General features: G+C 72.1%; 28 protein-coding genes. 10 read left to right on the top strand and 18 right to left on the bottom strand.

The annotated features are described in order from the left end of the window. Positions 1-30: 30 nt before the first annotated feature. Genes DVK06_RS03170 through DVK06_RS03155 form a run of 4 tightly spaced genes read right to left on the bottom strand, consistent with a single transcriptional unit; the run spans position 31 to position 3,884 of the window. On the bottom strand, positions 31-951 hold the full coding sequence (locus DVK06_RS03170; RefSeq protein WP_121599241.1) for an aminotransferase class IV: 921 nt from the start codon (positions 949-951) through the stop codon (positions 31-33). Further along, positions 944-1,618 (bottom strand): aminodeoxychorismate/anthranilate synthase component II, encoded by a 675-nt coding sequence (locus DVK06_RS03165; protein ID WP_053771719.1) that lies wholly within the window; start codon positions 1,616-1,618, stop codon positions 944-946. The genes DVK06_RS03170 and DVK06_RS03165 overlap by 8 nt, the downstream gene beginning before the upstream one ends. Continuing rightward, on the bottom strand, positions 1,615-3,321 hold the full coding sequence (locus DVK06_RS03160) for an anthranilate synthase component I family protein (RefSeq protein WP_121599240.1): 1,707 nt from the start codon (positions 3,319-3,321) through the stop codon (positions 1,615-1,617). Before DVK06_RS03160 ends, DVK06_RS03165 begins: the two co-directional genes overlap by 4 nt. A 53-nt stretch (positions 3,322-3,374) precedes the next feature. Continuing rightward, positions 3,375-3,884 (bottom strand): helix-hairpin-helix domain-containing protein, encoded by a 510-nt coding sequence (locus DVK06_RS03155; protein ID WP_121599239.1) that lies wholly within the window; start codon positions 3,882-3,884, stop codon positions 3,375-3,377. Between the two features lie 104 nt (positions 3,885-3,988). Between DVK06_RS03155 and DVK06_RS03150 the strand changes: the two genes are divergently transcribed. Next, positions 3,989-4,447, top strand: coding sequence for a hypothetical protein (locus DVK06_RS03150; protein ID WP_053771716.1), 459 nt, complete (start codon positions 3,989-3,991; stop codon positions 4,445-4,447). 24 nt (positions 4,448-4,471) lie between these two features. Here the strand turns inward: DVK06_RS03150 and DVK06_RS03145 are convergent, their stop codons facing one another. The 5 genes from DVK06_RS03145 to DVK06_RS03125 all read right to left on the bottom strand — a co-directional run bounded on the left by DVK06_RS03145 (position 4,472) and on the right by DVK06_RS03125 (position 9,487). Continuing rightward, positions 4,472-5,296, bottom strand: coding sequence for a shikimate dehydrogenase (locus tag DVK06_RS03145; RefSeq protein WP_121599238.1), 825 nt, complete (start codon positions 5,294-5,296; stop codon positions 4,472-4,474). Positions 5,297-5,368: 72 nt separating this feature from the next. Further along, positions 5,369-6,505: a DUF373 family protein gene (locus DVK06_RS03140; RefSeq protein ID WP_121599237.1), complete on the bottom strand. Its 1,137-nt coding sequence runs from the start codon at positions 6,503-6,505 to the stop codon at positions 5,369-5,371. A gap of 84 nt (positions 6,506-6,589) precedes the next feature. Then, on the bottom strand, positions 6,590-7,525 hold the full coding sequence (sppA, locus tag DVK06_RS03135) for a signal peptide peptidase SppA (RefSeq protein ID WP_053771713.1): 936 nt from the start codon (positions 7,523-7,525) through the stop codon (positions 6,590-6,592). A gap of 141 nt (positions 7,526-7,666) precedes the next feature. Then, complete coding sequence (locus tag DVK06_RS03130) at positions 7,667-8,590, bottom strand: coiled-coil protein (RefSeq protein WP_053771712.1); 924 nt, start codon at positions 8,588-8,590, stop codon at positions 7,667-7,669. 210 nt (positions 8,591-8,800) lie between these two features. Continuing rightward, on the bottom strand, positions 8,801-9,487 hold the full coding sequence (locus DVK06_RS03125) for a 2,5-diamino-6-(ribosylamino)-4(3H)-pyrimidinone 5'-phosphate reductase (RefSeq protein ID WP_121599236.1): 687 nt from the start codon (positions 9,485-9,487) through the stop codon (positions 8,801-8,803). A 102-nt stretch (positions 9,488-9,589) separates the two neighbouring features. Here DVK06_RS03125 and DVK06_RS18875 point away from each other — a divergent pair, with 102 nt between their 5' ends. Next, complete coding sequence (locus DVK06_RS18875) at positions 9,590-9,715, top strand: transporter (RefSeq protein WP_199718552.1); 126 nt, start codon at positions 9,590-9,592, stop codon at positions 9,713-9,715. 39 nt (positions 9,716-9,754) lie between these two features. Continuing rightward, positions 9,755-10,180, top strand: coding sequence for a VOC family protein (locus DVK06_RS03115; RefSeq protein WP_121599234.1), 426 nt, complete (start codon positions 9,755-9,757; stop codon positions 10,178-10,180). A gap of 30 nt (positions 10,181-10,210) precedes the next feature. Here the strand turns inward: DVK06_RS03115 and DVK06_RS03110 are convergent, their stop codons facing one another. From DVK06_RS03110 to pyk, 9 genes are all read right to left on the bottom strand, one after another. After that, positions 10,211-10,417, bottom strand: a complete 207-nt coding sequence (locus tag DVK06_RS03110; protein ID WP_121599233.1) for a hypothetical protein — start codon at positions 10,415-10,417, stop codon at positions 10,211-10,213. Positions 10,418-10,484: 67 nt separating this feature from the next. Next, positions 10,485-12,608, bottom strand: a complete 2,124-nt coding sequence (metG, locus tag DVK06_RS03105; protein WP_121599232.1) for a methionine--tRNA ligase — start codon at positions 12,606-12,608, stop codon at positions 10,485-10,487. Positions 12,609-12,936: 328 nt separating this feature from the next. Next, on the bottom strand, positions 12,937-13,389 hold the full coding sequence (locus DVK06_RS03100) for a pyridoxamine 5'-phosphate oxidase family protein (RefSeq protein WP_121599231.1): 453 nt from the start codon (positions 13,387-13,389) through the stop codon (positions 12,937-12,939). Between the two features lie 86 nt (positions 13,390-13,475). Further along, complete coding sequence (locus DVK06_RS03095; protein ID WP_121599230.1) at positions 13,476-14,390, bottom strand: thiamine-phosphate synthase family protein; 915 nt, start codon at positions 14,388-14,390, stop codon at positions 13,476-13,478. Beyond that, positions 14,387-15,028: a dCTP deaminase gene (gene dcd, locus DVK06_RS03090; RefSeq protein ID WP_121599229.1), complete on the bottom strand. Its 642-nt coding sequence runs from the start codon at positions 15,026-15,028 to the stop codon at positions 14,387-14,389. The genes DVK06_RS03095 and dcd overlap by 4 nt, the downstream gene beginning before the upstream one ends. Positions 15,029-15,121: 93 nt before the next feature. Continuing rightward, a complete protein-coding gene (locus tag DVK06_RS03085; RefSeq protein WP_121599228.1) occupies positions 15,122-15,865 on the bottom strand; it encodes a YIP1 family protein in 744 nt (247 codons plus the stop codon). A 72-nt stretch (positions 15,866-15,937) separates the two neighbouring features. Continuing rightward, entirely contained in the window at positions 15,938-16,564 is a 627-nt protein-coding gene (locus tag DVK06_RS03080; RefSeq protein ID WP_121599227.1) for an NfeD family protein, read from the bottom strand. 101 nt (positions 16,565-16,665) lie between these two features. After that, entirely contained in the window at positions 16,666-16,953 is a 288-nt protein-coding gene (locus DVK06_RS03075) for a hypothetical protein (protein WP_121599226.1), read from the bottom strand. 117 nt (positions 16,954-17,070) lie between these two features. Further along, the gene (gene pyk, locus DVK06_RS03070; protein WP_053771702.1) at positions 17,071-18,828 is read right to left on the bottom strand and encodes a pyruvate kinase; all 1,758 of its coding nucleotides are present in this window, start codon (positions 18,826-18,828) and stop codon (positions 17,071-17,073) included. Positions 18,829-19,150: 322 nt separating this feature from the next. Between pyk and DVK06_RS03065 the strand changes: the two genes are divergently transcribed. The 7 genes from DVK06_RS03065 (at position 19,151) to DVK06_RS03035 (ending at position 22,530) form a co-directional block, all read left to right on the top strand. Continuing rightward, the gene (locus DVK06_RS03065; RefSeq protein WP_121599225.1) at positions 19,151-20,086 is read left to right on the top strand and encodes a sulfide-dependent adenosine diphosphate thiazole synthase; all 936 of its coding nucleotides are present in this window, start codon (positions 19,151-19,153) and stop codon (positions 20,084-20,086) included. A 457-nt stretch (positions 20,087-20,543) separates the two neighbouring features. Beyond that, complete coding sequence (locus DVK06_RS03060) at positions 20,544-20,810, top strand: 50S ribosomal protein L37ae (RefSeq protein ID WP_006114269.1); 267 nt, start codon at positions 20,544-20,546, stop codon at positions 20,808-20,810. 4 nt (positions 20,811-20,814) lie between these two features. After that, entirely contained in the window at positions 20,815-20,949 is a 135-nt protein-coding gene (locus tag DVK06_RS03055) for a DNA-directed RNA polymerase subunit P (protein WP_006114270.1), read from the top strand. 23 nt (positions 20,950-20,972) lie between these two features. Beyond that, positions 20,973-21,224, top strand: a complete 252-nt coding sequence (locus tag DVK06_RS03050) for a KEOPS complex subunit Pcc1 (RefSeq protein ID WP_121599224.1) — start codon at positions 20,973-20,975, stop codon at positions 21,222-21,224. Between the two features lie 108 nt (positions 21,225-21,332). Next, complete coding sequence (locus DVK06_RS03045) at positions 21,333-21,719, top strand: prefoldin subunit beta (RefSeq protein ID WP_053771965.1); 387 nt, start codon at positions 21,333-21,335, stop codon at positions 21,717-21,719. A 4-nt stretch (positions 21,720-21,723) separates the two neighbouring features. Then, the gene (locus DVK06_RS03040; RefSeq protein ID WP_053771698.1) at positions 21,724-21,990 is read left to right on the top strand and encodes a DUF3194 domain-containing protein; all 267 of its coding nucleotides are present in this window, start codon (positions 21,724-21,726) and stop codon (positions 21,988-21,990) included. Between the two features lie 114 nt (positions 21,991-22,104). Continuing rightward, positions 22,105-22,530, top strand: coding sequence for a universal stress protein (locus DVK06_RS03035; RefSeq protein ID WP_053771697.1), 426 nt, complete (start codon positions 22,105-22,107; stop codon positions 22,528-22,530). Positions 22,531-22,545 lie beyond the last annotated feature (15 nt).

The following is a 22,545-nucleotide window of genomic DNA, read 5'->3' as shown; positions in this document are numbered from 1 at the left end:
CGATTTGAACGCTGTGGTCCCCCGCCGACCTCAGAGCCGCTCGCCGTCGTAGTGAGTCTCCTCGATCCGCCGGTCGAACAGCCGCGAGAGGAGGGTCGTGAGCGGGCCGGCGACCCCCTCGCCGTCGCCGTCGACCGCGATGCCGTCGACGGTCGCGACGGGCCGGACCTCCCAGGTGGTGTTCGTGAGGAACACCTCGTCGGCCTCGCGCACCGCGTCGGGTGCGTACGTCCCCTCCTCGACCGGGATCCCCTCCGACTCCGCCAGCTCGATCACGGTCGACCTGGTGACCCCGGGGAGGATCGGGCCGTCGAGCGACGGCGTCTTGAGGGCCGTCCCGTCGGCGAAGAAGAGGTTCGCGGTCGCGCCCTCCGCGACGTTCCCGTCCGGGTCGAGCATGAGCGCCTCGTCGGCGCCCGTGACCCGGAGCTCCAGCCGGGCTACGATCCCGTTGAGGTAGTTGTGGGTCTTGGCCGCGGCCGGGATCGCGCGGTCGGCGGGCTTGCGCGTCTTCGTCGTCTGGAGCGCGGCCGGGCCGTCGTGGACCGGGTCGCTCCCGACGCCGCCGCGCGCGAGCGGCTTCGCGATCACGACGACCGTCGGGTCGCTCGCCGGCTTCGGGTCGAGCGTCCCCGGCTGGACCCCGCGAGTGATCGAGAGCTTCACGTACGCGTCCGCGAGGCCGTTCGCGGCGAGCGTCTCGTCGACCCGGCGTTTCAGGTCCGCGTCGGCGAGCCCGTGGTCGAGCCCGAGCGTCTCGCAGGCGTCCCGGAGCCGGTCCGCGTGCGCGTCCCACCGGAAGACGGCGCCGCCGTACGCGCGCATCGTCTCGAAGGCGGCGTCGCCGTAGGCGAACCCGCGGTCCTCCACCGAGACGGTCGCCTCCGAGGCGGGGACGAGGTCGCCGTCGACGTGGTACAGGCGGTCCGAACCCTCGTCTCCCTCACGCATCCTCACACACCTCCACGAAGTTCCGGACCATGCGCTTCCCGCGGGGCGTCAGGATGCTCTCCGGGTGGAACTGGACGCCGACGTGCGGCTTCTCGCGGTGGCGCACGCCCATCACGACCTCGCGCTCCTCGTCGGTGCGGGCGGTCTCGACCAGCTCGGCGGGGAGGTCCTCGCGCTCGACGCACAGCGAGTGGTACCGTCCGACCCGCAGGCGGTCGGGGAGCCCGGCGAAGACGCCCTCGCCGTCGTGGGTGATCGTCGACGGCTTCCCGTGGACGACCTCCGGCGCGTGACCGACGCGGCTCCCGCCGCTCGCGCACAGCGCCTGGTGGCCGAGGCAGACGCCGAACACGGGTCGGTCGAGCTCGAAGGCGTCTGTCGAGACCCCGGCCTCAGCGGGCGTCCCCGGGCCGGGGGAGACGACGACGCCGTCCGGGTCGAGCGCGCGGATCCCGGCGAGGTCGACCGCGTCGTTCCGCCGGACCGTCACCGCGCCGGCGACCTCGCCGACGTACTGGACGAGGTTGTACGCGAACGAGTCGTAGTTGTCGACCACGAGGACCCGGGCGTCGGCGTCGCCCGCGCCGGGGCGCCACCCGCCCGCCGCCGAGGCGACGCCCCCGCGGTCGGCCGCTTCCTCCTCCCGCCGCGCGTCGCCACCGCTCATCGCTCGACCGCCTCCTCGGCCGCGGACCCGTCCTCGGTCTCGACCGCCATTCCGCCGGCGGCGAGCGCCTCGTCGACCGCGCTCACCAGCGCGCGCGCCTTCGCGAGCGTCTCCTCGTACTCCGCGTCCGGGTCGGAGTCGTGGACGATCCCCGCCCCGACCCGGAGGTGGTACTCGGCGGCGTGGCGGACGAGCGTCCGGATGACGATGTTCAGCGTCGCGCGCCCGTCGAACCCGGCCGCGAACATCGACCCGGTGTAGGGTCCGCGGCGGGTCGGCTCCAGCTCGTCGATGATCTCCATCGTCCGCGGCTTCGGCGCGCCCGTGATGGTCCCGCCGGGGAAGCAGGCCGCGACCGCGTCCGCGAGCCCCACGTCCGAGCGGGCCTCGCCCTCGATCAGGCTCACGAGGTGCATCACCTCGCTGTAGCGGTCCACCCGGCGGTACTCGCTCACCTCGACCGTGCCGAACCGCGACACCTTGCCCAGGTCGTTGCGTTCGAGGTCGACCAACATCGCGTGCTCGGCGCGCTCCTTCTCGTCGCCGGTCAGCTCGGCCTCCAGCGCCGCGTCACCGCTCGCCGTGTCCCCCCGCGGCCGCGTCCCCGCTATCGGCTCCGTGACGAGCCGCGCGCCGCGGTCGGAATCGTCGGTCGGCTCGCGCGCTAGGAGGAGCTCCGGGCTCGCGCTCACGAGGTCGACGCCGCTCGGCCGGTCGGCCCCGGTCTCACCGGAGCCGCCGAACTCGATCAGGCCGGAGTACGGCGCCGGGTTCACCTCGCGGAGCGCGTCGTACGCCTCGACGGGATGGACCGCGGCCGGCGCGGTCAACCGCTGGGAGACGTTCGCTTGGAAGGTGTCGCCCTCGCGGACGTGCTCTTTGACCCGCCGGACCGCGTCGGCGTACCCCTCGCGGCCCACGTCGCTCTCGAAGGTCGCGCTCTCCGCGGTCGGGTCGGGCGGCGCCCCCGAGGCCGCGTCCCCGGTCTCGATCCGGGCTACCAGGTCCCCGGCCCGCGCCCGACCCTCGTCGAACAGCGCGTCGAGCGCGTCGCGGTCGCCCTCGGGATCGTCGAGGCCCGCCGGTACGCGGGGACAGGCGGTCACGCGGAGCGTAACGGTCCCGTCGCCGTCGCCGTCGTCGCCGTCCTCGGCGTCCACCGGACACTCCCAGGCCGCGATCCGGTCGAAGAGCGCGGCCTGGAGCCGCGGGAGCCCGCGGTCGTCGACCGCGCCGGGGCCCGCGGGCGGCGCCGGCGGGAACGCCTCCAGTCCGCGCGCCACGTCGTAGGAGAGCCAGCCGAACGCGCCGCACGGGTACGGCACCTCGCAGTCGCCGCGCGCCAGCGCCTCGCCGTCGAGGACGCCCTCCAGGGCGGACAGCGAGGCCGACGGGCGCCGATAGTCGCCCGCCTGGGTCGTCCCCTCGCCGCGCTCCGATCCGTCCGCGTCGCCCGCGCCGGCGACGACCGCCTCGGCGGCGACGGTCAGCCGCTCGACCGGGTCGACGCCGAAGTACCCCCATCCGGACTGGCCGCCGGTCGTCTCGTAGAAGACGCCGCCGGGGCCGTCACGCGCTCGGCGGTAGGCCGCGAAGGGGTCGTCGACGGCGACCCGGAGCTCGACCGGGACCCGCGCGCCGTCCGGGGCCGCGGCCGCGACCGCGCGGAACCGCTCCCGGTCGGTGTGTACCGTTCGCCTCATGGGACTCCGTTCGGCGGGCGCGACGAAACAGTTGCGGTCGCCCGACCCGCCCGTCAGAACTCGCCCGCGCGGTCGATCCACGTCGCGGCGCGCTTCTCGCCGACGCTCGTGCCCTCCGCCACCTCGGCGGCGTCCGCTTCCGCGAGGTCGGCCACCGTCTCGATCCCGATCTCGGCGAGCCGCTCGGCGTACGCCGGGCCGATTCCCTTGATCTCCTCGACGCTCGGGCCGCGGTCGTCGTCGTCGACCGCGACGTCGTCCGCCTCGCCCGCCGCGGCCTCCGCCTGCTCGGCCGCCTCGTCCGCCCCCGCGCCCTCGTCGTCGACGAGCGACTCCGTCGAGGCGGCCGCCTCCGTCTCCGCGGCGACCGCCGCCTCGTCGCCGTCGTCCGCCTCGCTCTCCGCCGGCTCCGCGTCGCTCGACTCGACCGAACCACCGGCCGCTGGCGGCTCGGCCGCCGGCTCCGGTTCGTGCTCGACCGTCACTTCCGTCTCGCCGGACTCGCGCTCGCCCGAACCGCTCCCGAATCCGAGCTTCTCTTTGAGCTTCTGGAGTAGCGCCATTGCCGGCGGCTACACGTGCGAGATATTTAAAAACCCTCTCCGCCGCAATCGACCGCCGGCCCCGTCCCGCCTGTTTATAAGTGACGCCGGGCCGTCGCGGTCGTATGAACGTGATCAATCCGGTCATGTGGTCGGTCCACGTCGGCTTCGCCGTCCTCTGGGTCGGCAGCGTGCTGTTCGTCACCCTCGCGGTCCTCCCGCCCGCGCTCCGCGGCGAGATCGGGACGACCGCGCTCGGCTCGGTCGTCGGTCGCCTGCGCTGGATCACCCGGATCAGCGCGGTCGCGTTCGTCCTCTCCGGCGGCCACATGGCCGGGACGCTGTACACGTTCGAGGCGCTGACGGGCACGCCCCGCGGGCACCTCGTGTTGACGATGCTCGGGCTGTGGTTCGTCGGCACCGGGCTCGTCGAGGTCGCCGGCTCGAAGCTGGCCGACGGGCTCGACGCCGACAAGCTCCGCGAGCCCGCCCGCGAGGCCAAGCCGTTCCTCTACGGCGCGTCCGCCGTCTCCCTCGGCCTGATCGTCACCGCCGGGCTGCTCGCGAGCCCGTCGCTCCTCTGAGCGGCCGCCGGGTCCTCCGTCCGTTCACTCCAACTCCGCCCGCAGCGCCGCGTTCATCGCGTCGACGGGCGCGTCCTCGCCGGTCCAGATCTCGAACGCCTCCACCCCCTGGTACAGCAGCATCCACGCGCCGTCGACCGTCGTCGCGCCCGCGGCCGCGGCCTCCCGCAGGAGCCGGGTCTCGATCGGCGCGTACACCGCGTCGAGGACGGCGAGGTCGCCGTGGAGGTGTTCGGCGGGCACCGGGGTCTCGTCGGGCGCCTCCATCCCCACGCTCGTCGCGTTGACGAGCAGGTCGGCGGCCGCGACGCGCTCGCCGAGGCCGTCGAGGCCGCCGCCGGTCGCGCCCGGCACGTCCCCCGCGAGCTCGACCGCGCGCTCCGCGGTGCGGTTCGCGACGTGGACCGCCGCGCCGGCGTCCGCCAGCGCGAACGCGGCCGCCCGCCCCGCGCCGCCCGCGCCCACCACGAGCGCGTCGCGGCCGTCGACGGTCACGTCGTGGTGTTCGAGCGCCCGCGTCACCCCCGCGGCGTCGGTGTTGTGGCCGCGCGGCCGGTCGGCCTCGCCCGCCCGGACCGGGCCGTAGTCGACCGTGTTGACCGCGCCGATGCGCTCCGCGAGCGGGGCGACGTCGACCGCGTCGAGAACGTCCCGCTTGAACGGGACCGTCACGTTGAGCCCCGCGACGCCGAGGTCGGCCGCGCCCGCTATCGCCGCGGCCGCGGCGTCGGCGTCCGGCTCGAACGCGACGTAGCGCGCGTCGAGGCCGAGCGCCTCGTAACCCGCCTCGTGCATCGGCGGCGACAGCGAGTGGCCGACCGGGTTCCCGATCAGTCCGTACACGTCCATGCCCGCTCACGCGGCCGCGACCGACAAAAACGGGTCGGTCGGCGGGTCGCTCTCGCCGGCCCTCGCCCCGTCTCACTCCCGCCGGCCGTCGGCGTCCCGCTCCGCGTCGATGACGTCTTCGAGGGTCTCGGTGCCGACGTCGCTGGCGATCTTGACGCCGACGAGCGACACCACGATGCCGCCGACGATGAACGCCGCGAGCTGTTGAACTGGGGTCATCGTCATGCCGTACGCCGACAGCGGCTCGTGGATCGCCTCCTGCGCGAGGAAGTACCCGGCGAACCCGCGGACGACGAGGGCGACTGCGGCGATGACGAACGGGAGGTTGAGGTACGGGGTCCGGATCCCCTCGTCGCGGATCAGCTCGTCGAGCAGCCGGCCCACGGCCGCGGTCACGCCCGCGACCGCGAACCACGGGACGGCGGCGTAGGTGAACTCCACGACCTCGACGAGCCGCGCCGATCCGGGGGTGAGGTTCGAGGCGGCGAGGAAGCCGAAGAACCCGCCGACGAGGGCGAGCCCGCCGGCGACGACGTACGTCACGACGGACACCTGGCCGGCGTACAGCGCCTCGCGGACGCGCTCCGGCAGCCCGGCCACGAGCCGGTCGACCGCGAGCCCCTTGTACAGCAGCGCGGCGCCGAGCAGCCCGGCGACGCCGGCGACCGCCTCGCCGGCGGAGAACCAGTAGAACAGCGCGGGGACTAATAGCAGCGCGACGCCGAACGGCACGAGGACCGTCGAGCGAAGCTGCTCGTCCGCGAGGAACTGCTTGAGCAGGTAGTAGGTGGACTCGATGTCCCGGGCCTGCCGGACGACGACGCGGTCGACGGAGTCGACGGGGACCCGCGACTCGACGACCGGGAGGACGCGCTCGTCCTCCGCGGAGTCGACGACGACGATCGCGGCCCGCGGGTCGTACCGCTCCACGAGGTCGTTGAGCTGGGCGGCGATGGAGCGGTCGGCGCCGACCGAGGAGTCGCTCTCGGCGGAGACGACCGCAACCACCGACTCCTCGCGTTCGTCCCTGAGGTCGCGCGCGACGCGCAGCGACTCCAGCAGGCAGTTCACGCTGGCGTCCTCGGGGTCGTCCAGCCCGGCGTCCGTGACCAGCGACCGGACGGCCTCCCAGCCGGCGACCGGCATCGGGACGTTGGTGGCGCGACCGATCGCCCCCGAGCGGTCGACGCAGATGACCAGCGTCGTCACGTGTCGTCTCACACCGCGGCCGGACAAAAATCCTCCCCGTCGGTCGCGGACCGCCCTTCCGTCTCGGCGGCAGTCTGCCGGTCGCTACCGGAACTCCACGTCGATGTCGCCGCCGTCGTCGGCGAACACGCCCGCCACGCCGCTCCCGGCCGCGAACGCGACGCGCTCGGCGCCGATGCCGAGCCGCTCCGCGAGCCCGCGCTCCGGGGTGAACTCGCGGACCTCGGGCTCGGCCCCGATCAGGTCGGCGAGCCGGTCCTCGACGTCGTCCTCTGTGCCCAGCTCGTCGACCAGGCCGAGCTCGGCGGCGTCGTCCCCGAGGTACACCCGCGCCTCGGTCTCCCGGATCGCTTCGGGGTCCATGTCGCGGCCCTCGCTCACGGTCTCGACGAACTGCTCGTAGTAGCCGTCGATGATCCCTTGGAGGTACTCCCGTTCGTCCTCCTCGATCTCCTTCAGCGGGACGCCGGCGTCCTTGTACTCGCCGGCGGTGAACTGCTCGTAGGAGATGCCGAGCTTGTCGGCGAGCCCCTTCGCGTTCGGGCGGGAGCCGACGACGCCGATGGAGCCGACGAGGCTCGCCTCGCGCGCCCACAGCTCGTCGCAGCCGCTCGCGATCCAGTACCCGCCGGAGGCGCAGGTGTCGGTCGCGTACGCCACCGTCGGCCCGTCGAAGTCGGCGGCCGCCCGCCGGATGTCGTCGCTCGGCACGACCTCGCCGCCGGGCGTGTTGAGCTCGACGAGCAGCGCCTCGGCGTCGTCGTCCTCGTCGGCCGCCTCGATCTGCTCGACCACGTCGTCCGCGGTCGCACCGCCCGGGCCCGAAAGCGGCGACGGCCGCCCCTGGTTCCGGCGGATCGGCCCCGAGACCGTCACCTTCGCGACGTTGTACTCGTCTGCGTCACCGAATCGCCCGCCCGTGAGCCGCGCGAGGACCGCGCGGCCCGCGATCGTCGTCGCCGCGCCGACCGCGGCGGCCGCGAGCAACCCCTTCCGTCCGTTCGCCGGCGCGTCGTCCATACCGACGGTTGGCGGCGCTCCCGTTTATATGCTGTCGTGGGCGACGCCGGTCGCCAGGACCGGCCGCCCGCGCTCGCCGGGCGCGTCGCTGTCGACCGTGGAAAACCGCAGAAAACCGCGTCGGACCGCGTCTCGGCCGGCTTACAGGAGGCCGGTCTTCTGGAGCTTCATCAGGTCCTCGGTGTCGAGCGTCTCGCCCTCCTTGAACTTCTGATAGATCTCCTCGGCCTCTTCCTTCTCCTCCTCGCGCTTCTCGGCGCGCTCGTCCTGCCGCTCTTCCTCCTCCTTCTTGTCGAGCTCGCGCAGGCGCTTCTGGACGCGGACGAAGTCCTCGTGGTGGCGGTCGGCCGCCTCCTGGGCCTCGACGAACAGCTCGTGCATCTCGTCGGCCTCGTCGCGGATGTCGTCGGCCTCGCGGTAGGCCTCGATCATCTGGTTGTGGTGCTCCTGGGCCTTGTCGGCGAGCTCCGTCACCTTCTGGTGGTGCTGGGACGCCTCGGAGCGGACCTCCTCGGCCTCCTCGACGAGCTCGTCGAGCTCGCTCGTGTCGTCGACCTTCTCCTTCTTTTCGGCGAGCTTCTCGCGCTTGTCGTCGATCTTCTCGATGAGCTCGCGCTCGTCCTCCGCGTCGAGCACCTCCGTCTGCTGGCGGAACTCGAGGTCCTCGATCTCCTCTTCGAGCTCCTCGATGGACTTGCCGGAGCCGAGTTCGAGGTCCTGTTTGAGCTCCTCGACCTCGTCGAACAGCTCGTTGGCCTCGGCGTTGAGCTCGTTGCGCTTGTCCTTGTGCTCTTGGACCTGCTCGTTGAGCTCGTCGCGCTTCTCGCGGTGCTCCTGGGCTTCATCGACCTTCTCGCGCGTCTTCGCGTTGAGGTCGTCGCGCTTGGAGGCGCGCTCGGACGCCATCTGGTTCAGCTCGTTGCGTCGGTCTCGCAGCTGGCCGGCGCGTTTGATGAGCTGACCCTTGGAGCCGTTCTCCAGGTCGTCCTCAGAAAGGTCCACGTTGTCCGCCTCGTCCATCGCTTCTACGTCGTACTGCTCGATGACTTCTTCTTTCGTTACCATTTGTTATCTCTCCATCACCGCTCCGGCGATAGCGGACGCTCGCTGTGGTGCGTCGGGCCGTCTACAAGAACTCCCGTTCATTTCAGCGTGCGATTCCACCAGCGCCAGAGGCGTTCTGGTACCTGCAACTACCCCCGGGCGATACATAAATACTTCGGTGATTTTCGTGCGTACCGGTGCCACGACGCGTGTACCCCCCGATTTCCGTGGTTACCGTTCACACGACTCGCCGTCCTCTCCCACCGCGTACGAGAGGACGACCCCGTCGTCGAACCGCTCCGTGCCCGTCAGCGTCAGGTCGGGGAACCCCTCGGTGAAGCCCGCGCCGTCCGCGAGGGTGGGCGCGTCGCGGCCGCCGATGACGAGCGAGCCGACGTAGACGTGGAGCTCGTCGACGACGCCGGCCTCGAAACACGAGAAGATCACCTCGCCGCCGCCCTCCACCATCAGGCGGTCGACCTCGCGCTCGGCGAGCCGATCGACCCCCTCGGCGACGTCGACGCGCTCCTCGCCGGCCACGATCACCTCGGCGCCCGCGTCGGCGAGCGCCTCGCGGCGTTCCCGGTCGGTCGCGGCCGAGACGAGCAGGTACGTCGCGGCCGCGTCGTCCAAGATCCGGGCGTCGGTCGGCGTCCGCCCCGTCGAGTCGATCACGACGCGGGCGGGGTCGCCGGGCCGCCCGTTCCGGAGGCGCTCGACGCGGCGGTCTTCCTCGTCGAGGGTGAGGTGCGGGTCGTCCGCGAGGACGGTCCCGACCCCCACGAGCACCGCGTCCGCGGCCGCCCTGACGCGGTCGACCCGGTCGAAGTCCTCGGGACCGGAGATGCGGAGCTGCTCCCGGCGGCGGGTGGCGAGCTTCCCGTCGACGCTCTGGGCCGCGTTGACGACCACGTGCATACGCGACGGTCGGCCGGACGCGGAATGGTCGTTTCGGTCGGGGCGGCCGCGGCGGTCGCTCCGACCCAAAGCGTATCCGGCGCCGGACCGAAGGAGCGCGTCATGAGAACCTCGACGATCGTGGTCCTGATCGGCGTCGCCCTGTTCCTCCTCCCGATCCCGGGCACGTTCATCCTCGGCACGCTGGTCGTGCTCGCCGGGCTCGCCGCCCGCCTGTTCGGGCTCTGACCCGATACGATTTCCCCGGCGGGGACCGTCCGACCGGCCGTGTCCGACCCGACCGCGCACCACGTCGGCGTCACCGTCGCCGACCTCGACCGTGCCGTCGAGTTCTACGCCGAGACGTTCGACCTCGACGTCGTCGCCGAGTTCGCCGTCGGCGGCGACGCCTTCGCCGAGGCGGTCGCCGTCGAGGGCGCCGCCGCCGCGTTCGCGCACCTCGACGCCGGGGACGCGATCGTCGAACTCGTCGAATACGACCCGGCCGAGGAGTCGGGTCCGGGGAACGCCCCCGACCTGAATCGCCCCGGAGCGACTCACCTCGGGCTCGCGGTCGACGACGTCGAGGCGTTTCACGCGGGGCTCGCCGACGACGTCGAGACGCTGAGCCCGCCGCGGACGACGGAGAGCGGGACGACCGTCCTGTTCGTCCGGGACCCGGAGGGGAACCTGATCGAGGTGCTCGCCGCCTGACGGGGCTCGCTCGCGCGAGCCGTGTGTTGCCTATCCCGACATCGACTCGCGGAGCACGAGCAGCGACAGCGGGACGCTCGCGGCCACGAGCCCGTAGACGCCGCCGAGGATCGGTTCGACGCCAAACTCGGGCGCGAGGAGGTAGCCGGCGGCGAACCCGATCGGGTCGCAGACGACCGCGACGGCGATCAGCTGTGCGGAAAACGACATGGCTTCGAACCGCGCCAGGAGGGCCATACCCCGTCGTCGCACGTCAGTCAAATAAAACTTCGAGAACGGTCGCCGTCCGCGGGGCGCCGCGGCCTCACTTCACCTTCGTGCCGGGCGCGGCGTCCTCGTGGGTGGTGAGGAGGTCGGCGTCCTCGCCGGCGGCCAGCACCATGCCGTTGGACTCGACGCCGAACAGCTCCGCCTTCTCCATGTTCGCGAGCACGATCACCTTCGTGTCCGGCAGCTCGTCGACCTCGTGGAGCTGTTTGAGCCCCGCGACGATCGTCCGGGTCTCCGCGCCGAGGTCGACGGTGAGCTCAACGAGGTCGTCGGCCCCCTCGATCCCCTCGGCCGCCTCGATGCGGCCGACGCGGATGTCCAGCTCCTGGAACTGTTCGAAGCCGATGCGGTCGTCGCTGATGGGTTCGATGTCGCTCATGTCGGTGTCGTCGGTGGTCTCGGTCTCGTCGCCCTCGTCGTCAGCGCCGCTCTCGTCGTCAGCGTCGTCGCTCTCCGCCTCGGCGACGCGCGCTTCGAGCTTCTCGTTCAGGTCCTCGACGCGCTCGTCTTCCACCTGCTCGAACAGCTCGGTCGGCTCGCTCAGGTCGCCGGCGGGGCCCTCGCGGGCGGCCTCGACGGTCGCCTCGTGGACGGAGCCGGGCTCGCCGAGCTGGGCCCAGAGCCGCTCGCTCTTCTCGGGCGCCAGCGGCTCGAAGAGCACGGCGATCGCCTTCGCGAGCGCGACGCAGTCGTAGATGACGCGCTCGGCCTCGGCAGGCTCCTCGTCGACGAGCTTCCAGGGCTCGTTGCGCTGGATGTACTCGTTGCCGTACCGCGCGAGGCCGGTGACGGCGTCGCCGAGCGCGCGGACGGAGTAGTCGTTGACCGCGGCCGCGAACTCGTCGACGGCCTCGTCGATCCGCGCCGCCACGTCGTCGCTCGGCGCGTCGGCGTCGGGGCCGTCCTCGTAGTTGCGGTGGGCGAAGAGGAGCGAGCGGTAGAGGAAGTTGCCGACCGTGCCCACCAGCTCGGTGTTGACGCGCTCGGCGAACTTCTCCCACGAGAAGTCCACGTCCTGCTGGAACCCGCCGTTGGTCGCGAGGTAGTAGCGCAGCGGGTCGGGGTGGAACCCCTCGTCTAAGTACTCGTCGGCCCAGACGGCGCGGTCGCGGCTCGTGGAGAACCCCTTGCCGTCGAGGGTGACGAACCCGCTCGCCATCACCGCGCGCGGCTCCACGTGGTCGGTCGCCTCTAACATTGCGGGCCAGAAGATCGTGTGGTGCTGGATGATGTCGCGGCCGATCACGTGGACGATCTCGCCGCCCTCCGGGTGCTCGTCGCTCGCGCCCTCCTTCCAGGCGGCCTCCCAGTCGAAGGCGTCGGCGCCGACGCGCTCGGAGTACTGCTTCGTCGAGGCGATGTACTCGATCGGGGCGTCGACCCAGACGTACAAGACGAGGTCCTGCGGATTCTCGTCGGGCAGGTCGATCCCCCAGTCCATGTCGCGGGTGATACACCAGTCCTGGAGCCCCTGCTCGATCCACTCGCGGGGCTGGTTCCGGGCGTTCGAGGTGCCTTCGAGGCGGTCGAGGAAGCCGGAGAGGTAGTCGGCGAACTCCGAGACCGCGAAGAACTGGTGGGTTCGCTCGCGGTACTCCGCGGGGTTGCCGGTGATCGTCGACTCGGGGTCCTCGACCTCCCCCGGTTCGAGGTGGCGCTGGCACCCCTCGTCGCACTCGTCGCCGCGGGCGTGGGCGCCGCAGTACGGGCACGTCCCCTCGACGTAGCGGTCCGGGAGGTACTGGTCGTCGACGGGGTCGTACGCGACCATGATCTCCTTCTCGTAGAGGTGGCCCGCCTCGTCGAGGTCGCGGACGAGGTCCTGGGTCAACTCCGTGTTCGTCTCGTCGTGGGTGTGGCCGTAGTTGTCGAACTCGACGTTGAACTTCGGGAACGTCTCGGCGTAGCGCTCGTGCCAGTCGAGCGCGAACTCCTCGGGCGAGACGCCCTCCTGTTCGGCGTTGACCGCGACGGGCGTGCCGTGCATGTCCGAGCCGGAGACGAACGCGGTCTCCTGGCCGAGTCGGTCGAGCGCGCGGCTGTACACGTCGCCGCCGACGTAGGTGCGGAGGTGGCCGATGTGGAGGTCGCCGTTCGCGTACGGCAGTCCACAGGTCACCACCGCGGGCCGGTCGGTGGGGTAATCGTCGTGGCTCATGTGGTGCGTGTGTGTCGTGTGTCGGTCGATCGGGTCTAAAGCCCGCTGGTTCGAGGCCGGCGACCGCGGGGAGACCGGCGCTCGCGCGGTCGTCGGTGTCGGCGCCGGCGAGGCAGTCGAGGGTCCGGGCGCTGCGGGAAGGCGACGGGATTCGCCGCCGCGTCGCCGCCGGCCGGTAACGCGGTCGGCGCCGACGCGGCGGGTCCGCCCGCCGCTAGAAGGAGCGCATCCGCATCCCGAACCGTCGACGCCGTGTCACGCCTCACGCTTCGGGCGGTTCCGTCTAAAAAGCGTCGCCCGGGGTCGGCGGCGCCCTCGGCCGGGGTCTTCAGGGCTCCATCGCCTGCTCGGCGCGCCCCGTGAGCCGCTCCGGATCGAGCCGGTAGTACTCGAACGTCACCTCGCTCGTCGGCTCGCCGAAGGCGTCGACGATGGGGATCTCCGCCGTCCGCTCGAGGCCGGCGAGCGACTCGGTCGCGCTGGCGTCGTCGCTGGTCGACACCAGTCGGCCGCTCGCCACCACGCTCTTCCACCGCTCGTCGTCCCGCCCGTAGGCGACGAACGTGACGCCGCGGTCGGCGGCGTTCGCCTTTCCGCTGTCCGCCCCGACGGCGAGCCGGAAGTAGAACGTCCCCTCGACCGGATCGTACCCGTACGACACCGGGACCGAGTGCGGCGGCCCGTCGCCGTCCGTCGACAGCGAGAGGACGCCGGTCCCCGACCGCCCGAGGAACTCGTCGCGCTCGTCGTCCGTCATCCGAACCGCGTCCGCGTCTGTCATACGGGATCTACGCCCTGTATGTTAATGAATACCTCTCATGTATCGCGCGGCGTGCGGACCGTCGCGGGCCACGGCGACCGCCCCGCCTACAGGATGTCGCGGACGACCGCGGCCGCCTCGGACGCCGTCGGAGCGAGCACGTACGCGATCGGCTCGATGCCGACCGCGCCGGTCTGGTACAGGACGAGCGTTCCCCCGTCCCCGTCCGTCGGGGAGCCGGCGGCCGCGACCGCGTCCGCGACCGCCTCGCGCGTCGGGCGTTCGGCGTCGAACTCGACGGTCGGGTGCGACTCGGCGAGCGCCTCGACGGTGTCGGGGTCGTACCGGACGTTCACCGCGCCGCGGGCGGTCGCCCCGCCCTCGCGGGCGGCGAGCAACACCGTCGCGACGTGTTCGCTCACGCCGAACTCGGGCTCGCCGGGGACCATCGCCCGCCCCTTCACGTCGACGAGTCGGCCGGGGACCGCCGCCACGTCGTCGATCGCTCGGGCGTCGCCGAGACACTCCGCCACGTTCGCCCCGACGTTCGGGATGAGCCCGGCGAAGCCCGAGGCGTTCGTCAGGGTGCGGAGCCCGCGGCGGACCGAGGTGAGGACCCGCTCGCGCTCCCGGAGCCCGCTGTCGGGGTCGTGGACGGAGAACTCGACGTCGGCGTCGGCGAGCGCGGGCATCGCCGTCTCGTGGAGGTCGGCGAGCAGGTCCCCCTCCTCCAACTGCCGGATCAGCACCTCTATCTCCACGAGCGCGGCCACCGGCGTGAGGTCGCCGCTCGCGAGCCCCTCGCCGACCCGCTCGACGAGGTCGCGCACGCGCTCGTCGGCGACGATCCGCTCGTGTCTCGCCACGTCGCCGGCGGCGTACTTCGACACGGCCGACTGCGAGATGCCGAGCGCCGACGCGACCTCGGACTGCGTGAACCCGCGGTCGCGGAGGTCCTCCGCGAGCATCGATCGGACGGTCGGCAGGAACTCGTCGACGACGACCTCCTCGATGAACCTCATTCGCGATCACCGCCCGACGGCGTCGCCCCTCCGCTACCCTCGCGTCCGTCGCCCGCCTCGCCCGCGAACTCGGGATCGTCGCCGATCCGCGACGCCTGCGGCCCGTCCTGTCCCTGGTACTTCGAGCCCCGCTCGGCACCGTACGGTCGCTCCGCGGGCCGTTTCAGCTCCGTGAAGGTGAGCTGCGACACGCGCATGCCCGGCGAGAGCGCCACGGGCGCGGTGCCGAGGTTCGAGAGTTCGAGCGTGATCTGCCCCTCGTAGCCGGGGTCGCACAGCCCCGCGGTCGCGTGGACGACGATCGCGAGCCGGCCGAGCGACGAGCGGCCCTCGACGTGAGCGACGAGGTCGTCCGGGATCGCGACGCGCTCGGCTGTCGTCCCGAGGACGAAGTCACCGGGGTGGAGGATGAACTCGTCGCCCTCGTCGACGGTCGTCTCGGTGACGTACTCGCTCACCTCGCCCGCGTCGGTCGGGTGGATACAGGGGATGTTGGTGCGCTGGAACTCCAGGAACCGCTCGCCGAGCCGCAGGTCCACGCTCGCGGGCTGGACCTGCTGGTCGACGTCGTCGAGCGGCTCGATCGCGAGGTCGCCCTCGGCGAGCCGGTCGAGGATGTCGGCGTCGGACAGGATCATACCGGAAGGGGGAGCGCCGGCGGCTTAAAAACTCCCGAAACCGCGGTCGCGGGCGGTCCGACCGGCGTCCCCGACCGATCGATCCGGCGTGACTCAGACCGCTGCCAGCGCCAGCGCGCTCGCGGCGAAGAACGTCGCCACGCCCGCCGCGGCGCCGCGACCGAGGTCGTGCCGAGATTCCAGCCCGGCGACGACGATGACCCACTGGATAGCGATCGCGACCGCCGAGGCGACCAGCAGCGGGCCCGTCAGACCCGTGACCGCCGCGACGAGGTCCGTCGTGAGCGCCTCGAACGACGACCCTGCGGGGTCCGCGTTCGAGAGCGTGTACCAGATCCCGACGATCCCGGCCCCGAGCCGGAGCAGTTCCGCGCCGACCGCCCAGCCGGCGATCACGAACGAGTCGCCGGCGGAGCCGGAGCCACCCGCGACGAGCGCCCCGACGTGGAGCGCGAGCGCGAACACGACCCACCAGAGGGGGACGCCCAACAGGCCGTAGTGGATGAACCCGGTCGCGGCGTCGCGCAGTTCCTCCCCCGCGTCGACCTCGATCCGTTCCGGTTCGTCGCACTCCTCGGCGAACATCGACCCCGGCTCGTCGCCGAACGTCTCGCAGGTCGACTCCGACGGCCGGTCGGGGTTGTCGACGGTGATCCCCTGGTCGACCGTCGCGTCGAAGACGCCGCCGAGCGCGACGATTCCGAGGCTGGTACCGATCGTCGCCACGACCAGCATCGCGACCGCGACGGTCCCGGCGTGAGGGGAGTCGAACCCGTCGCGGACGCGGTCGAGCACGCTGCCGGGCAGGCTCGCGAGGGCGGCGAACGGGGAGGGCATCGTCGGGTGGTCCCCGCCGACGGACAAGTGCTTTTCCGCTCACAGCTCCGGGGCCGTGCCCGGCCGCCCGCGTCACTCCCGGTCGAGTTCGGTCTCCCGCTCGACCTCCTCTGTGTCGGCGTCGTCCGCCTCCGCCGCCTCGTTCGCGGCGGCCTTACGGGCGCGGTCGGCCGCCAGCTCGCGGTCGATGTCGTCCTCGACGTACCCCATCGACTCGACGGTGACGACGTTGCCGCCGCCCGGGTCGACCACCATCACCTCCTCGCCCTCGTCGATCGTTCCCTCCATCGACCGGGCGGAGTAGTGGGGGTTGAAGCCGCCGCCGGCGAGCTTCACCTCGCCGCCCGTGGGGGTCACTCGCTCCGTGACCGTCCCCGTCTTCCCCTTCAGCGAGTCGCTGTCGCTGGTCTGTTGCTGCCCTTTCCCGCCGTAGAGGTCGAACTCGTGGTAGCCGTAGAAGGCGGCGGCGCCGAACGCGAGCGTCAGCAGCGCCATGAGCAGCGTGAGGAGCGCGCCGGCGACGCCGAACGACGCCAGGAGCAGGCCGCCGAGCCCCGCGCCGATGAGCGCGATGCCGACGACGATGAAGTTCGCCCCCGGCGCGAGCGCCTCCGCCATCGAGAGCAGCAGCCCCGCGGTCAGGAGTAGGAGCGGGAGGGTGTCCGGGGAGAGGAGCCCGGACTGTACGAGCGCGTTCATAATCGGTCCTACGGCCGCGGCCTGATAAGTGGTGGTACGCGCGGCCGCGGCGCCGTCGGTCGGCGGCGTCCTCTGCGGTCCGGGTCGTCGACCGCGCGCGTTCAGAAGCCGACCAGCAGGGTCCCGACGGTGAGCGCGACGCCGAGGACGACGAAGGCCGCGTGTTCGAGGTCCACGTCGCCCGGCTCTATCGGCTCGTCCGCCGGGGTGGCGGTGTCCTCGGTGACGCCGTTCGGCCCCACGTCGTCGACCGAGAAGCGCCACTCGCCGCCGCCGTCCGGCTCCTCGTCGCCGGCGTCGTTGGCCCGGCTGCGGTCGCCGAACTCCGTCGACTCCGCGGCGTCGGACGCGCGCTCGTCGCGGGCGTCGTCGCCGGATTCGTCGCTCATGATCGGGCCTACGCGACTCCGTAATAAATGGCTGGCGGGCGCGAGCGGCGCGGGGCCGGGGCGGTCACGCGATGGCGGCGCGTCGGGTGACGCTGCGTCGGCGGGATCGGGCGCGGCCTACCGCTCGCGGGCCGCCCGGAGGACGTCGCCGTCGTAGACGACGCCGCGCTCGCCGTCGAGGGTCACGGTCGTTCCGTCCGCGACCGAGTCGGGGAGGCCGGCGCCGGAGACCATCGGGACGCCGAGTTCGCGGGCGACGACGGCGGGGTAGCCGGTCATCCCCTCGCGGGCGTCGATGATGCCGGCGATCCGGTCGAGGTCGCCGGAGAACTCCCCGTCGAAGCCGGCGTCGAGCGCGACGACGGAGCCCGCCGGCAGCGCGTCGAGGTCGCCGTCAGCGGTCCGGTGGACCGGGGCGGCGACGCGGCCGGCGACGACCGCCTTCCCCGTCACGAGCGTCTCGGCGGCGACGTGGACCTTCAGCGTGTTCGTCGTGTTCGTCCCCTCGAACTCGGTGAGCATGCCGGAGAGGACCACGAGGGTGTCGCCGGACGCGGCCCCCCCGCGGTCGAGCGCGGCGTCGACCGCGTTGTCGAGAATCGCCTCCATGTCCTTGGCGTACCCGGTCAGCACGGGGCGGACGCCCCACGAGAGCGCGAGCTGGCGGCGGACGCGGTCGTCCGGCGTCGTGGCGACGACCGGGACGCCCGGCCGGAACATGGCGGTCTTGCGCGCGGTGAAGCCGGACTCGGAGACGGCGACGACCGTCGACGCGCCGATGTCGCGCGCGAGGTAGCGCGCCGAGCGCGCCAGCGCCTCCGTGCGGGAGCCCTCCTCCGCGGTCGGGACGCGCTGCTCGCGCGTCTCCGCGTACTCGTCGCTGGCCTCGACCTCCCGGACGATCCGGTCCATCGTCTCGACGACGTTGACGGGGTCGTCGCCGACCGCGGTCTCGCCCGAGAGCATGACCGCGTCGGTGCCGTCGAGGACGGCGTTGGCCACGTCGGAGGCCTCGGCGCGGGTCGGGCGCCGCGAGGAGACCATCGAGTCGAGCATCTCCGTCGCCGTGATGACGGGGACGCCCTCGTTGACGCAGGTCCGGATGATCCGCTTTTGGATCACGGGCACGTCCTCCAGCGGGCACTCGACCCCGAGGTCGCCGCGGGCGACCATCACGCCGTCGGCGGCGTCGACGATCCCCTCCAAGTTCTCGACGGCGCCGGCGCGCTCGATCTTCGCGACGATCGGGATGTCGCCGCCGCCGCGGGCCTCAAGTTCGTCGGCGATCCGGTAGACGTCGTCGGCGTCGCGCACGAACGAGGCCGCGACGAAGTCGGCGTCGGTGCGCGCGGCGAGGTCGAGTTCGGCCTCGTCCTCCGGCGTGATCAGGTCCACGTCGATGGCGACGCCCGGAAGGTTCACGCCCTTCCGGGAGCCGAGCTTCCCGCCGGAGACGACCGTAGCGACCACGGACTCGCCGTCGACGCGCTCGACGCGGCACTCGATCCGGCCGTCGTCGAGGAGGATCGTGTCGCCCGGCCCGGCGGCCCCGATCGAGTGGGTGAGGCCGACGCGCTCGGGCGTCGCGTCGTCGGCTTCGAGGAAGGTGACCTCCGAGTCGGTCGCGAGTTCGATCGGCTCGTCGATCTCGGCCGTGCGGACCTCCGGGCCCTTCAGGTCGACCATCACCGCGAGCGGGTCGTCGATCTCGTCGTCGACGGCGCGGGCGCGCTCGATCACCGTCTCCCGGTGGTCGGTGGTCCCGTGGCTGGCGTTGAGTCGGACGACGGACATCCCCGCGTCGGCGAGGCCGCGGATCGTGTCCCGGTCGTCCGAGGCGGGACCGATCGTACAGACGATCTTGGCGTTTCGCATACCGCCGGGTTCGACGTAGCGCCGGAAAAAGGCACCCGGTTGAGTCGCTCCCGAGTGAACGTTCGTGACGGACGGGCGCGCCGCGGGTTCAGTCCGGTGCCCGGCGTGGATGAGTCGCAGTCCGAACTGCGGCGGCGCGTGCCTGCGAGGCAAGCACCGCAACGAGGGAGCGGAGCGACCGAGTGCGGAGCGCAGCGAGCGCACCGAGCCCTCTCGGCTGGGACTCTGGTGATGTTCGTGTCGGTGGTGCCGACAGCATTTATACGTACAACTCCGTGTCGACCGCAACGCATTTCACAACCAAGTAATACTACCAAGTTGTATGAACGGATTCGACGGCTTCAGCGACGTGAGCGAGACGGACGTGACGAAGGCCATCGGTACCGAGTGGACCGACGGGTTCCTCGATTTCACCGACTCAGAGGTGATCGTCCTCGGCGGCGGCCCGTCGGGGCTGATGGCCGCGAAGGAGCTGGCCGAGCGCGGCGTGAAGGTGATGATCGTCGAGAAGAACAACTACCTCGGCGGCGGCTTCTGGCTCGGCGGGTTCCTGATGAACACCGTCACGGTCCGGGACCCCGCCCAGGAGATCCTCGGCGACCTCGACGTGGACTACGAGCCGGTCGCGGACGTGGACGGGCTCTACACCGCCGCGGGCCCGGAGGCCTGCTCCGGGCTGATCAAGGCCGCCTGCGACGCCGGCGCGCGCGTCCAGAACATGACCGAGTTCACCGACCTCGTCGTCCGCGACGACCACCGGGTCGGCGGCATCGTGATGAACTGGACGCCGGTCCACGCGCTCCCCCGGGAGATCACCTGCGTCGACCCCATCGCGGTGGAGTCCGACCTCGTCATCGACGCGACCGGCCACGACGCCGTCGCGATCAGCAAGCTCGACGAGCGCGGCGTCCTCTCGGCGCCCGGCATCGAGCACGCGAAAGAGCACAACACCAGCATGGACCAGACGGACGACGACCAGTACGGCGCCCCTGGCCACGACTCGCCCGGCCACGACTCGATGTGGGTCGGCGAGAGCGAGGACGCCGTCGTCGAGCACACCGGCGTCGTCCACGACGGCCTGATCGCCTCCGGGATGGCGGTCGCCACCGCGCACGGCCTCCCGCGGATGGGCCCGACGTTCGGCGCGACGCTCGTCTCCGGGAAGCGCGCCGCGCAGGCCGCCCTCGACGAGCTGGAGGTCGACGCGCCCGAAGTCACGCTGTCGACCGGCGGCGCGCCCGCGCCCGCCGACGACTGATACATCGCCGCTGACGCTCCGGGAACGCACCCCTCCAAATCCTCAGGCGTCTACTCGTGAATCGCCCGTAGGGGATCCGTAGCGAACACCGCCAACGCCCCGGCCGGGAGGGCTCGGTGCGCTCGCTGCGCTCCGCACTCGGTCGCTCCGCTCCCTCGTTGCGGTGCTTGCGTCGCGCGCCGTCGCCCTCCCGGCTGCCCCTCTGAGTCCCGCCCCGCGCCACACGGCACAGCAGCCTCACACCTCCCCAGCCTCGCCGTTCGTTCCGGGCTCCCTGCGGTCGCCCGTCACTCACGGCGTCCCTCGCGCGTGCTGCCTCGCGGCCTCCGCTTCGCTCCGGCCGCTCGCAGGCACGCGCCGCCGCGCTCGCTCACCCGTCTTTCGTCGTCGCCGTCGGCGGTTCCGACCGCCGCAACTCGCAGCCTTTTTACCTGCGCTGGCGGTAGGAGTGGCTACTATGGCTGAGGACAAGGCTCGAAGCACCGGCAGCGCGGGCCGATTCGGCGCCCGTTACGGCCGGGTCTCCCGCAAGCGGGTCCAGGACATCGAAGAGGAAATGCGCAACGCGACCGTCGACGGCGACGACGTGAAGCGCGTGGGTACCGGCATCTGGGTCAACGAGGAGACCGGCGAGACGTTCACGGGCGGCGCGTACCGCCCCGAGACGCCCGGCGGTCGCACCGTCCGCCGCTCCATCCGCGCCGCGCTCGCCGACGAGGAGTAGGACGATGAGCTACAAGTGCTCCCGCTGTAAGCGCGACGTCACCCTCGACGAGTACGGCGGCGTGCGCTGCCCGTACTGCGGCCACCGCGTCCTCCTGAAGGAGCGCGGCGGCGGCATCAAGGAAGTCGACGTCGAGTAACGCCGTCTCTCCCTCCACGGACCGTGACGCGCACACACGAGACGGTCCTCTCGTTCACCTACCCCTCCGAGCGGCGCGCACGCGTCGTGGCCGACGCGCTCGGTCCCGAGGTCGGCGAGATCGACGACGCCCGCTCGGCCGCGACCGTCGACCGCGAGGGCGACGCGGTCCGCGTCCGCGTCCTCGCCGACGACCTCGTGGCGCTGCGCGCCGGCGTCAACAGCTGGTCCCGGCTCGTCGCGGTCGCCGAGCGCGTCGGCGGGCTCGACGCCTAAACCGACGCGAGCGTTTCCGAGACCCGTCGTATTGCCGACTTGTCGGGGCGAGAGAGATGTAGTGGGTTTTTCCGTCCGGGCCGCCTCGGTCCGCCCATGCAAGGGAACATGCCGCCCGAGGCACAGGAGAAGATCGAGGAGCTACAGGACCTTCAGGAGACCGCACAGCAGGTCGCCGAGCAGAAGGAGCAGGCCCAGTCCGCGCTCAACGAGTCCAAGACCGCCCTCGACGCCCTCGAAGACGTCGACGAGGACGCGGGGATGTACCGCGAGATCGGCGAGGTCCTCGTCGAGACGGACTACGAGTCCGCCTACGACGACCTCGAGGACAAGGTCGACTCGCTCGAAGTCCGCGTCGAGCAGCTCGAAAAGCAGGAGGAGCGCGTCGAGGAGCAGTTCGACGACCTCCAGAGCGAGCTCCAGCAGATGCTCCAGGGCGGCGCGGGCGGCGGCGGCCCGATGGGACCGGGCGGTCCGGGCGCCGGCGGCGCGTAAGGCCGTGCCCGACGACGCCGACGCCGCCGCGGAGCCGAGCGACGACGAGGTCGTTCGCACCGCTGCCGAGGCGGCCGAGGGGATCGTGTTCAAACACTACGACCAGTCGACGGTCACCGACCTCGACGTCACCGTCACGTTCGAGGCGGGCGTCCTCGACGTCGACGTCTACCTCAACGCCCCGGAGGACGCCGGGCCGGACCCGGACGCGGTCGCGCAGGAGGCGGTCGAGACCGCGGGCGAGGCCGTCGACGAGCTGTTCGAGGCGTAGGCGCCGGCCGTCTTTTCCGACCGATGTGCCCCCGAGACGACGAGCGGCGCGACCGCGTCCGGCGCCCGCGTATCGGATACTGTTAACGTCTCGCACGTCGTGGGTCGGGCCGATATGTACGACGCGATACTGTGTCCGACCGACGGGAGCGCCGGGAGCGCCGCCGCGACCGAGCAGGCCTGCGGCCTCGCCGCCCTGACGGGCGCTCGGGTCCACGCGCTGTTCGTCGTCGACGAGGGCATCGCCGGCGCCGACGAGTGGGACGTGGTCGTCGAGCGCGAGGAGGCGCGCGGCGAGCGCGTGCTCGACGCGGTCGCCGAGGCGGCCGCGACGCGCGACGTCGAGTGCGAACGCCGCCTCCGCCGCGGCCGCCCGCACGAGGAGATCCTCGACGCGGCGGCGGACTACGGCGTCGACCTGATCGTGATGGGCACGCACGGCCGCACCGGGATCGGGCGCTTCATCGCGGCGGGGTCGGTCGCCGAGCGGGTCGTGCGATACAGCGAACTCCCGGTGTTGACGGCGCGCGTCAGCGAATAGCCCGCGGCGCACGTC

The organism is Halorubrum sp. Atlit-28R, assembly GCF_003665955.1.
GTDB lineage: Archaea > Halobacteriota > Halobacteria > Halobacteriales > Haloferacaceae > Halorubrum > Halorubrum tropicale.
The sequence above is the reverse complement of the archived record's forward strand: the minus strand, read 5'-3'. Positions and strand labels throughout refer to the sequence as shown.

What these genes read in the sequence shown, in the direction of transcription:
- DVK06_RS18875 (WP_199718552.1), top strand. Translation starts at nt 9,590, where the DNA reads ATGAGAACCTCGACGATCGTGGTCCTGATCGGCGTCGCCCTGTTCCTC.
- DVK06_RS03080 (WP_121599227.1), bottom strand. Translation starts at nt 16,564, where the DNA reads ATGAACGCGCTCGTACAGTCCGGGCTCCTCTCCCCGGACACCCTCCCG.
- DVK06_RS03150 (WP_053771716.1), top strand. Translation starts at nt 3,989, where the DNA reads ATGAACGTGATCAATCCGGTCATGTGGTCGGTCCACGTCGGCTTCGCC.
- DVK06_RS03170 (WP_121599241.1), bottom strand. Translation starts at nt 951, where the DNA reads ATGCGTGAGGGAGACGAGGGTTCGGACCGCCTGTACCACGTCGACGGC.
- DVK06_RS03165 (WP_053771719.1), bottom strand. Translation starts at nt 1,618, where the DNA reads ATGAGCGGTGGCGACGCGCGGCGGGAGGAGGAAGCGGCCGACCGCGGG.
- dcd (WP_121599229.1), bottom strand. Translation starts at nt 15,028, where the DNA reads ATGATCCTGTCCGACGCCGACATCCTCGACCGGCTCGCCGAGGGCGAC.
- DVK06_RS03075 (WP_121599226.1), bottom strand. Translation starts at nt 16,953, where the DNA reads ATGAGCGACGAATCCGGCGACGACGCCCGCGACGAGCGCGCGTCCGAC.
- pyk (WP_053771702.1), bottom strand. Translation starts at nt 18,828, where the DNA reads ATGCGAAACGCCAAGATCGTCTGTACGATCGGTCCCGCCTCGGACGAC.
- sppA (WP_053771713.1), bottom strand. Translation starts at nt 7,525, where the DNA reads ATGGACGACGCGCCGGCGAACGGACGGAAGGGGTTGCTCGCGGCCGCC.
- DVK06_RS03095 (WP_121599230.1), bottom strand. Translation starts at nt 14,390, where the DNA reads ATGAGGTTCATCGAGGAGGTCGTCGTCGACGAGTTCCTGCCGACCGTC.
- metG (WP_121599232.1), bottom strand. Translation starts at nt 12,608, where the DNA reads ATGAGCCACGACGATTACCCCACCGACCGGCCCGCGGTGGTGACCTGT.
- DVK06_RS03145 (WP_121599238.1), bottom strand. Translation starts at nt 5,296, where the DNA reads ATGGACGTGTACGGACTGATCGGGAACCCGGTCGGCCACTCGCTGTCG.
- DVK06_RS03125 (WP_121599236.1), bottom strand. Translation starts at nt 9,487, where the DNA reads ATGCACGTGGTCGTCAACGCGGCCCAGAGCGTCGACGGGAAGCTCGCC.
- DVK06_RS03045 (WP_053771965.1), top strand. Translation starts at nt 21,333, where the DNA reads ATGCCGCCCGAGGCACAGGAGAAGATCGAGGAGCTACAGGACCTTCAG.
- DVK06_RS03130 (WP_053771712.1), bottom strand. Translation starts at nt 8,590, where the DNA reads ATGGTAACGAAAGAAGAAGTCATCGAGCAGTACGACGTAGAAGCGATG.
- DVK06_RS03065 (WP_121599225.1), top strand. Translation starts at nt 19,151, where the DNA reads ATGAACGGATTCGACGGCTTCAGCGACGTGAGCGAGACGGACGTGACG.
- DVK06_RS03055 (WP_006114270.1), top strand. Translation starts at nt 20,815, where the DNA reads ATGAGCTACAAGTGCTCCCGCTGTAAGCGCGACGTCACCCTCGACGAG.
- DVK06_RS03060 (WP_006114269.1), top strand. Translation starts at nt 20,544, where the DNA reads ATGGCTGAGGACAAGGCTCGAAGCACCGGCAGCGCGGGCCGATTCGGC.
- DVK06_RS03160 (WP_121599240.1), bottom strand. Translation starts at nt 3,321, where the DNA reads ATGAGGCGAACGGTACACACCGACCGGGAGCGGTTCCGCGCGGTCGCG.
- DVK06_RS03110 (WP_121599233.1), bottom strand. Translation starts at nt 10,417, where the DNA reads ATGGCCCTCCTGGCGCGGTTCGAAGCCATGTCGTTTTCCGCACAGCTG.
- DVK06_RS03100 (WP_121599231.1), bottom strand. Translation starts at nt 13,389, where the DNA reads ATGACAGACGCGGACGCGGTTCGGATGACGGACGACGAGCGCGACGAG.
- DVK06_RS03155 (WP_121599239.1), bottom strand. Translation starts at nt 3,884, where the DNA reads ATGGCGCTACTCCAGAAGCTCAAAGAGAAGCTCGGATTCGGGAGCGGT.
- DVK06_RS03085 (WP_121599228.1), bottom strand. Translation starts at nt 15,865, where the DNA reads ATGCCCTCCCCGTTCGCCGCCCTCGCGAGCCTGCCCGGCAGCGTGCTC.
- DVK06_RS03035 (WP_053771697.1), top strand. Translation starts at nt 22,105, where the DNA reads ATGTACGACGCGATACTGTGTCCGACCGACGGGAGCGCCGGGAGCGCC.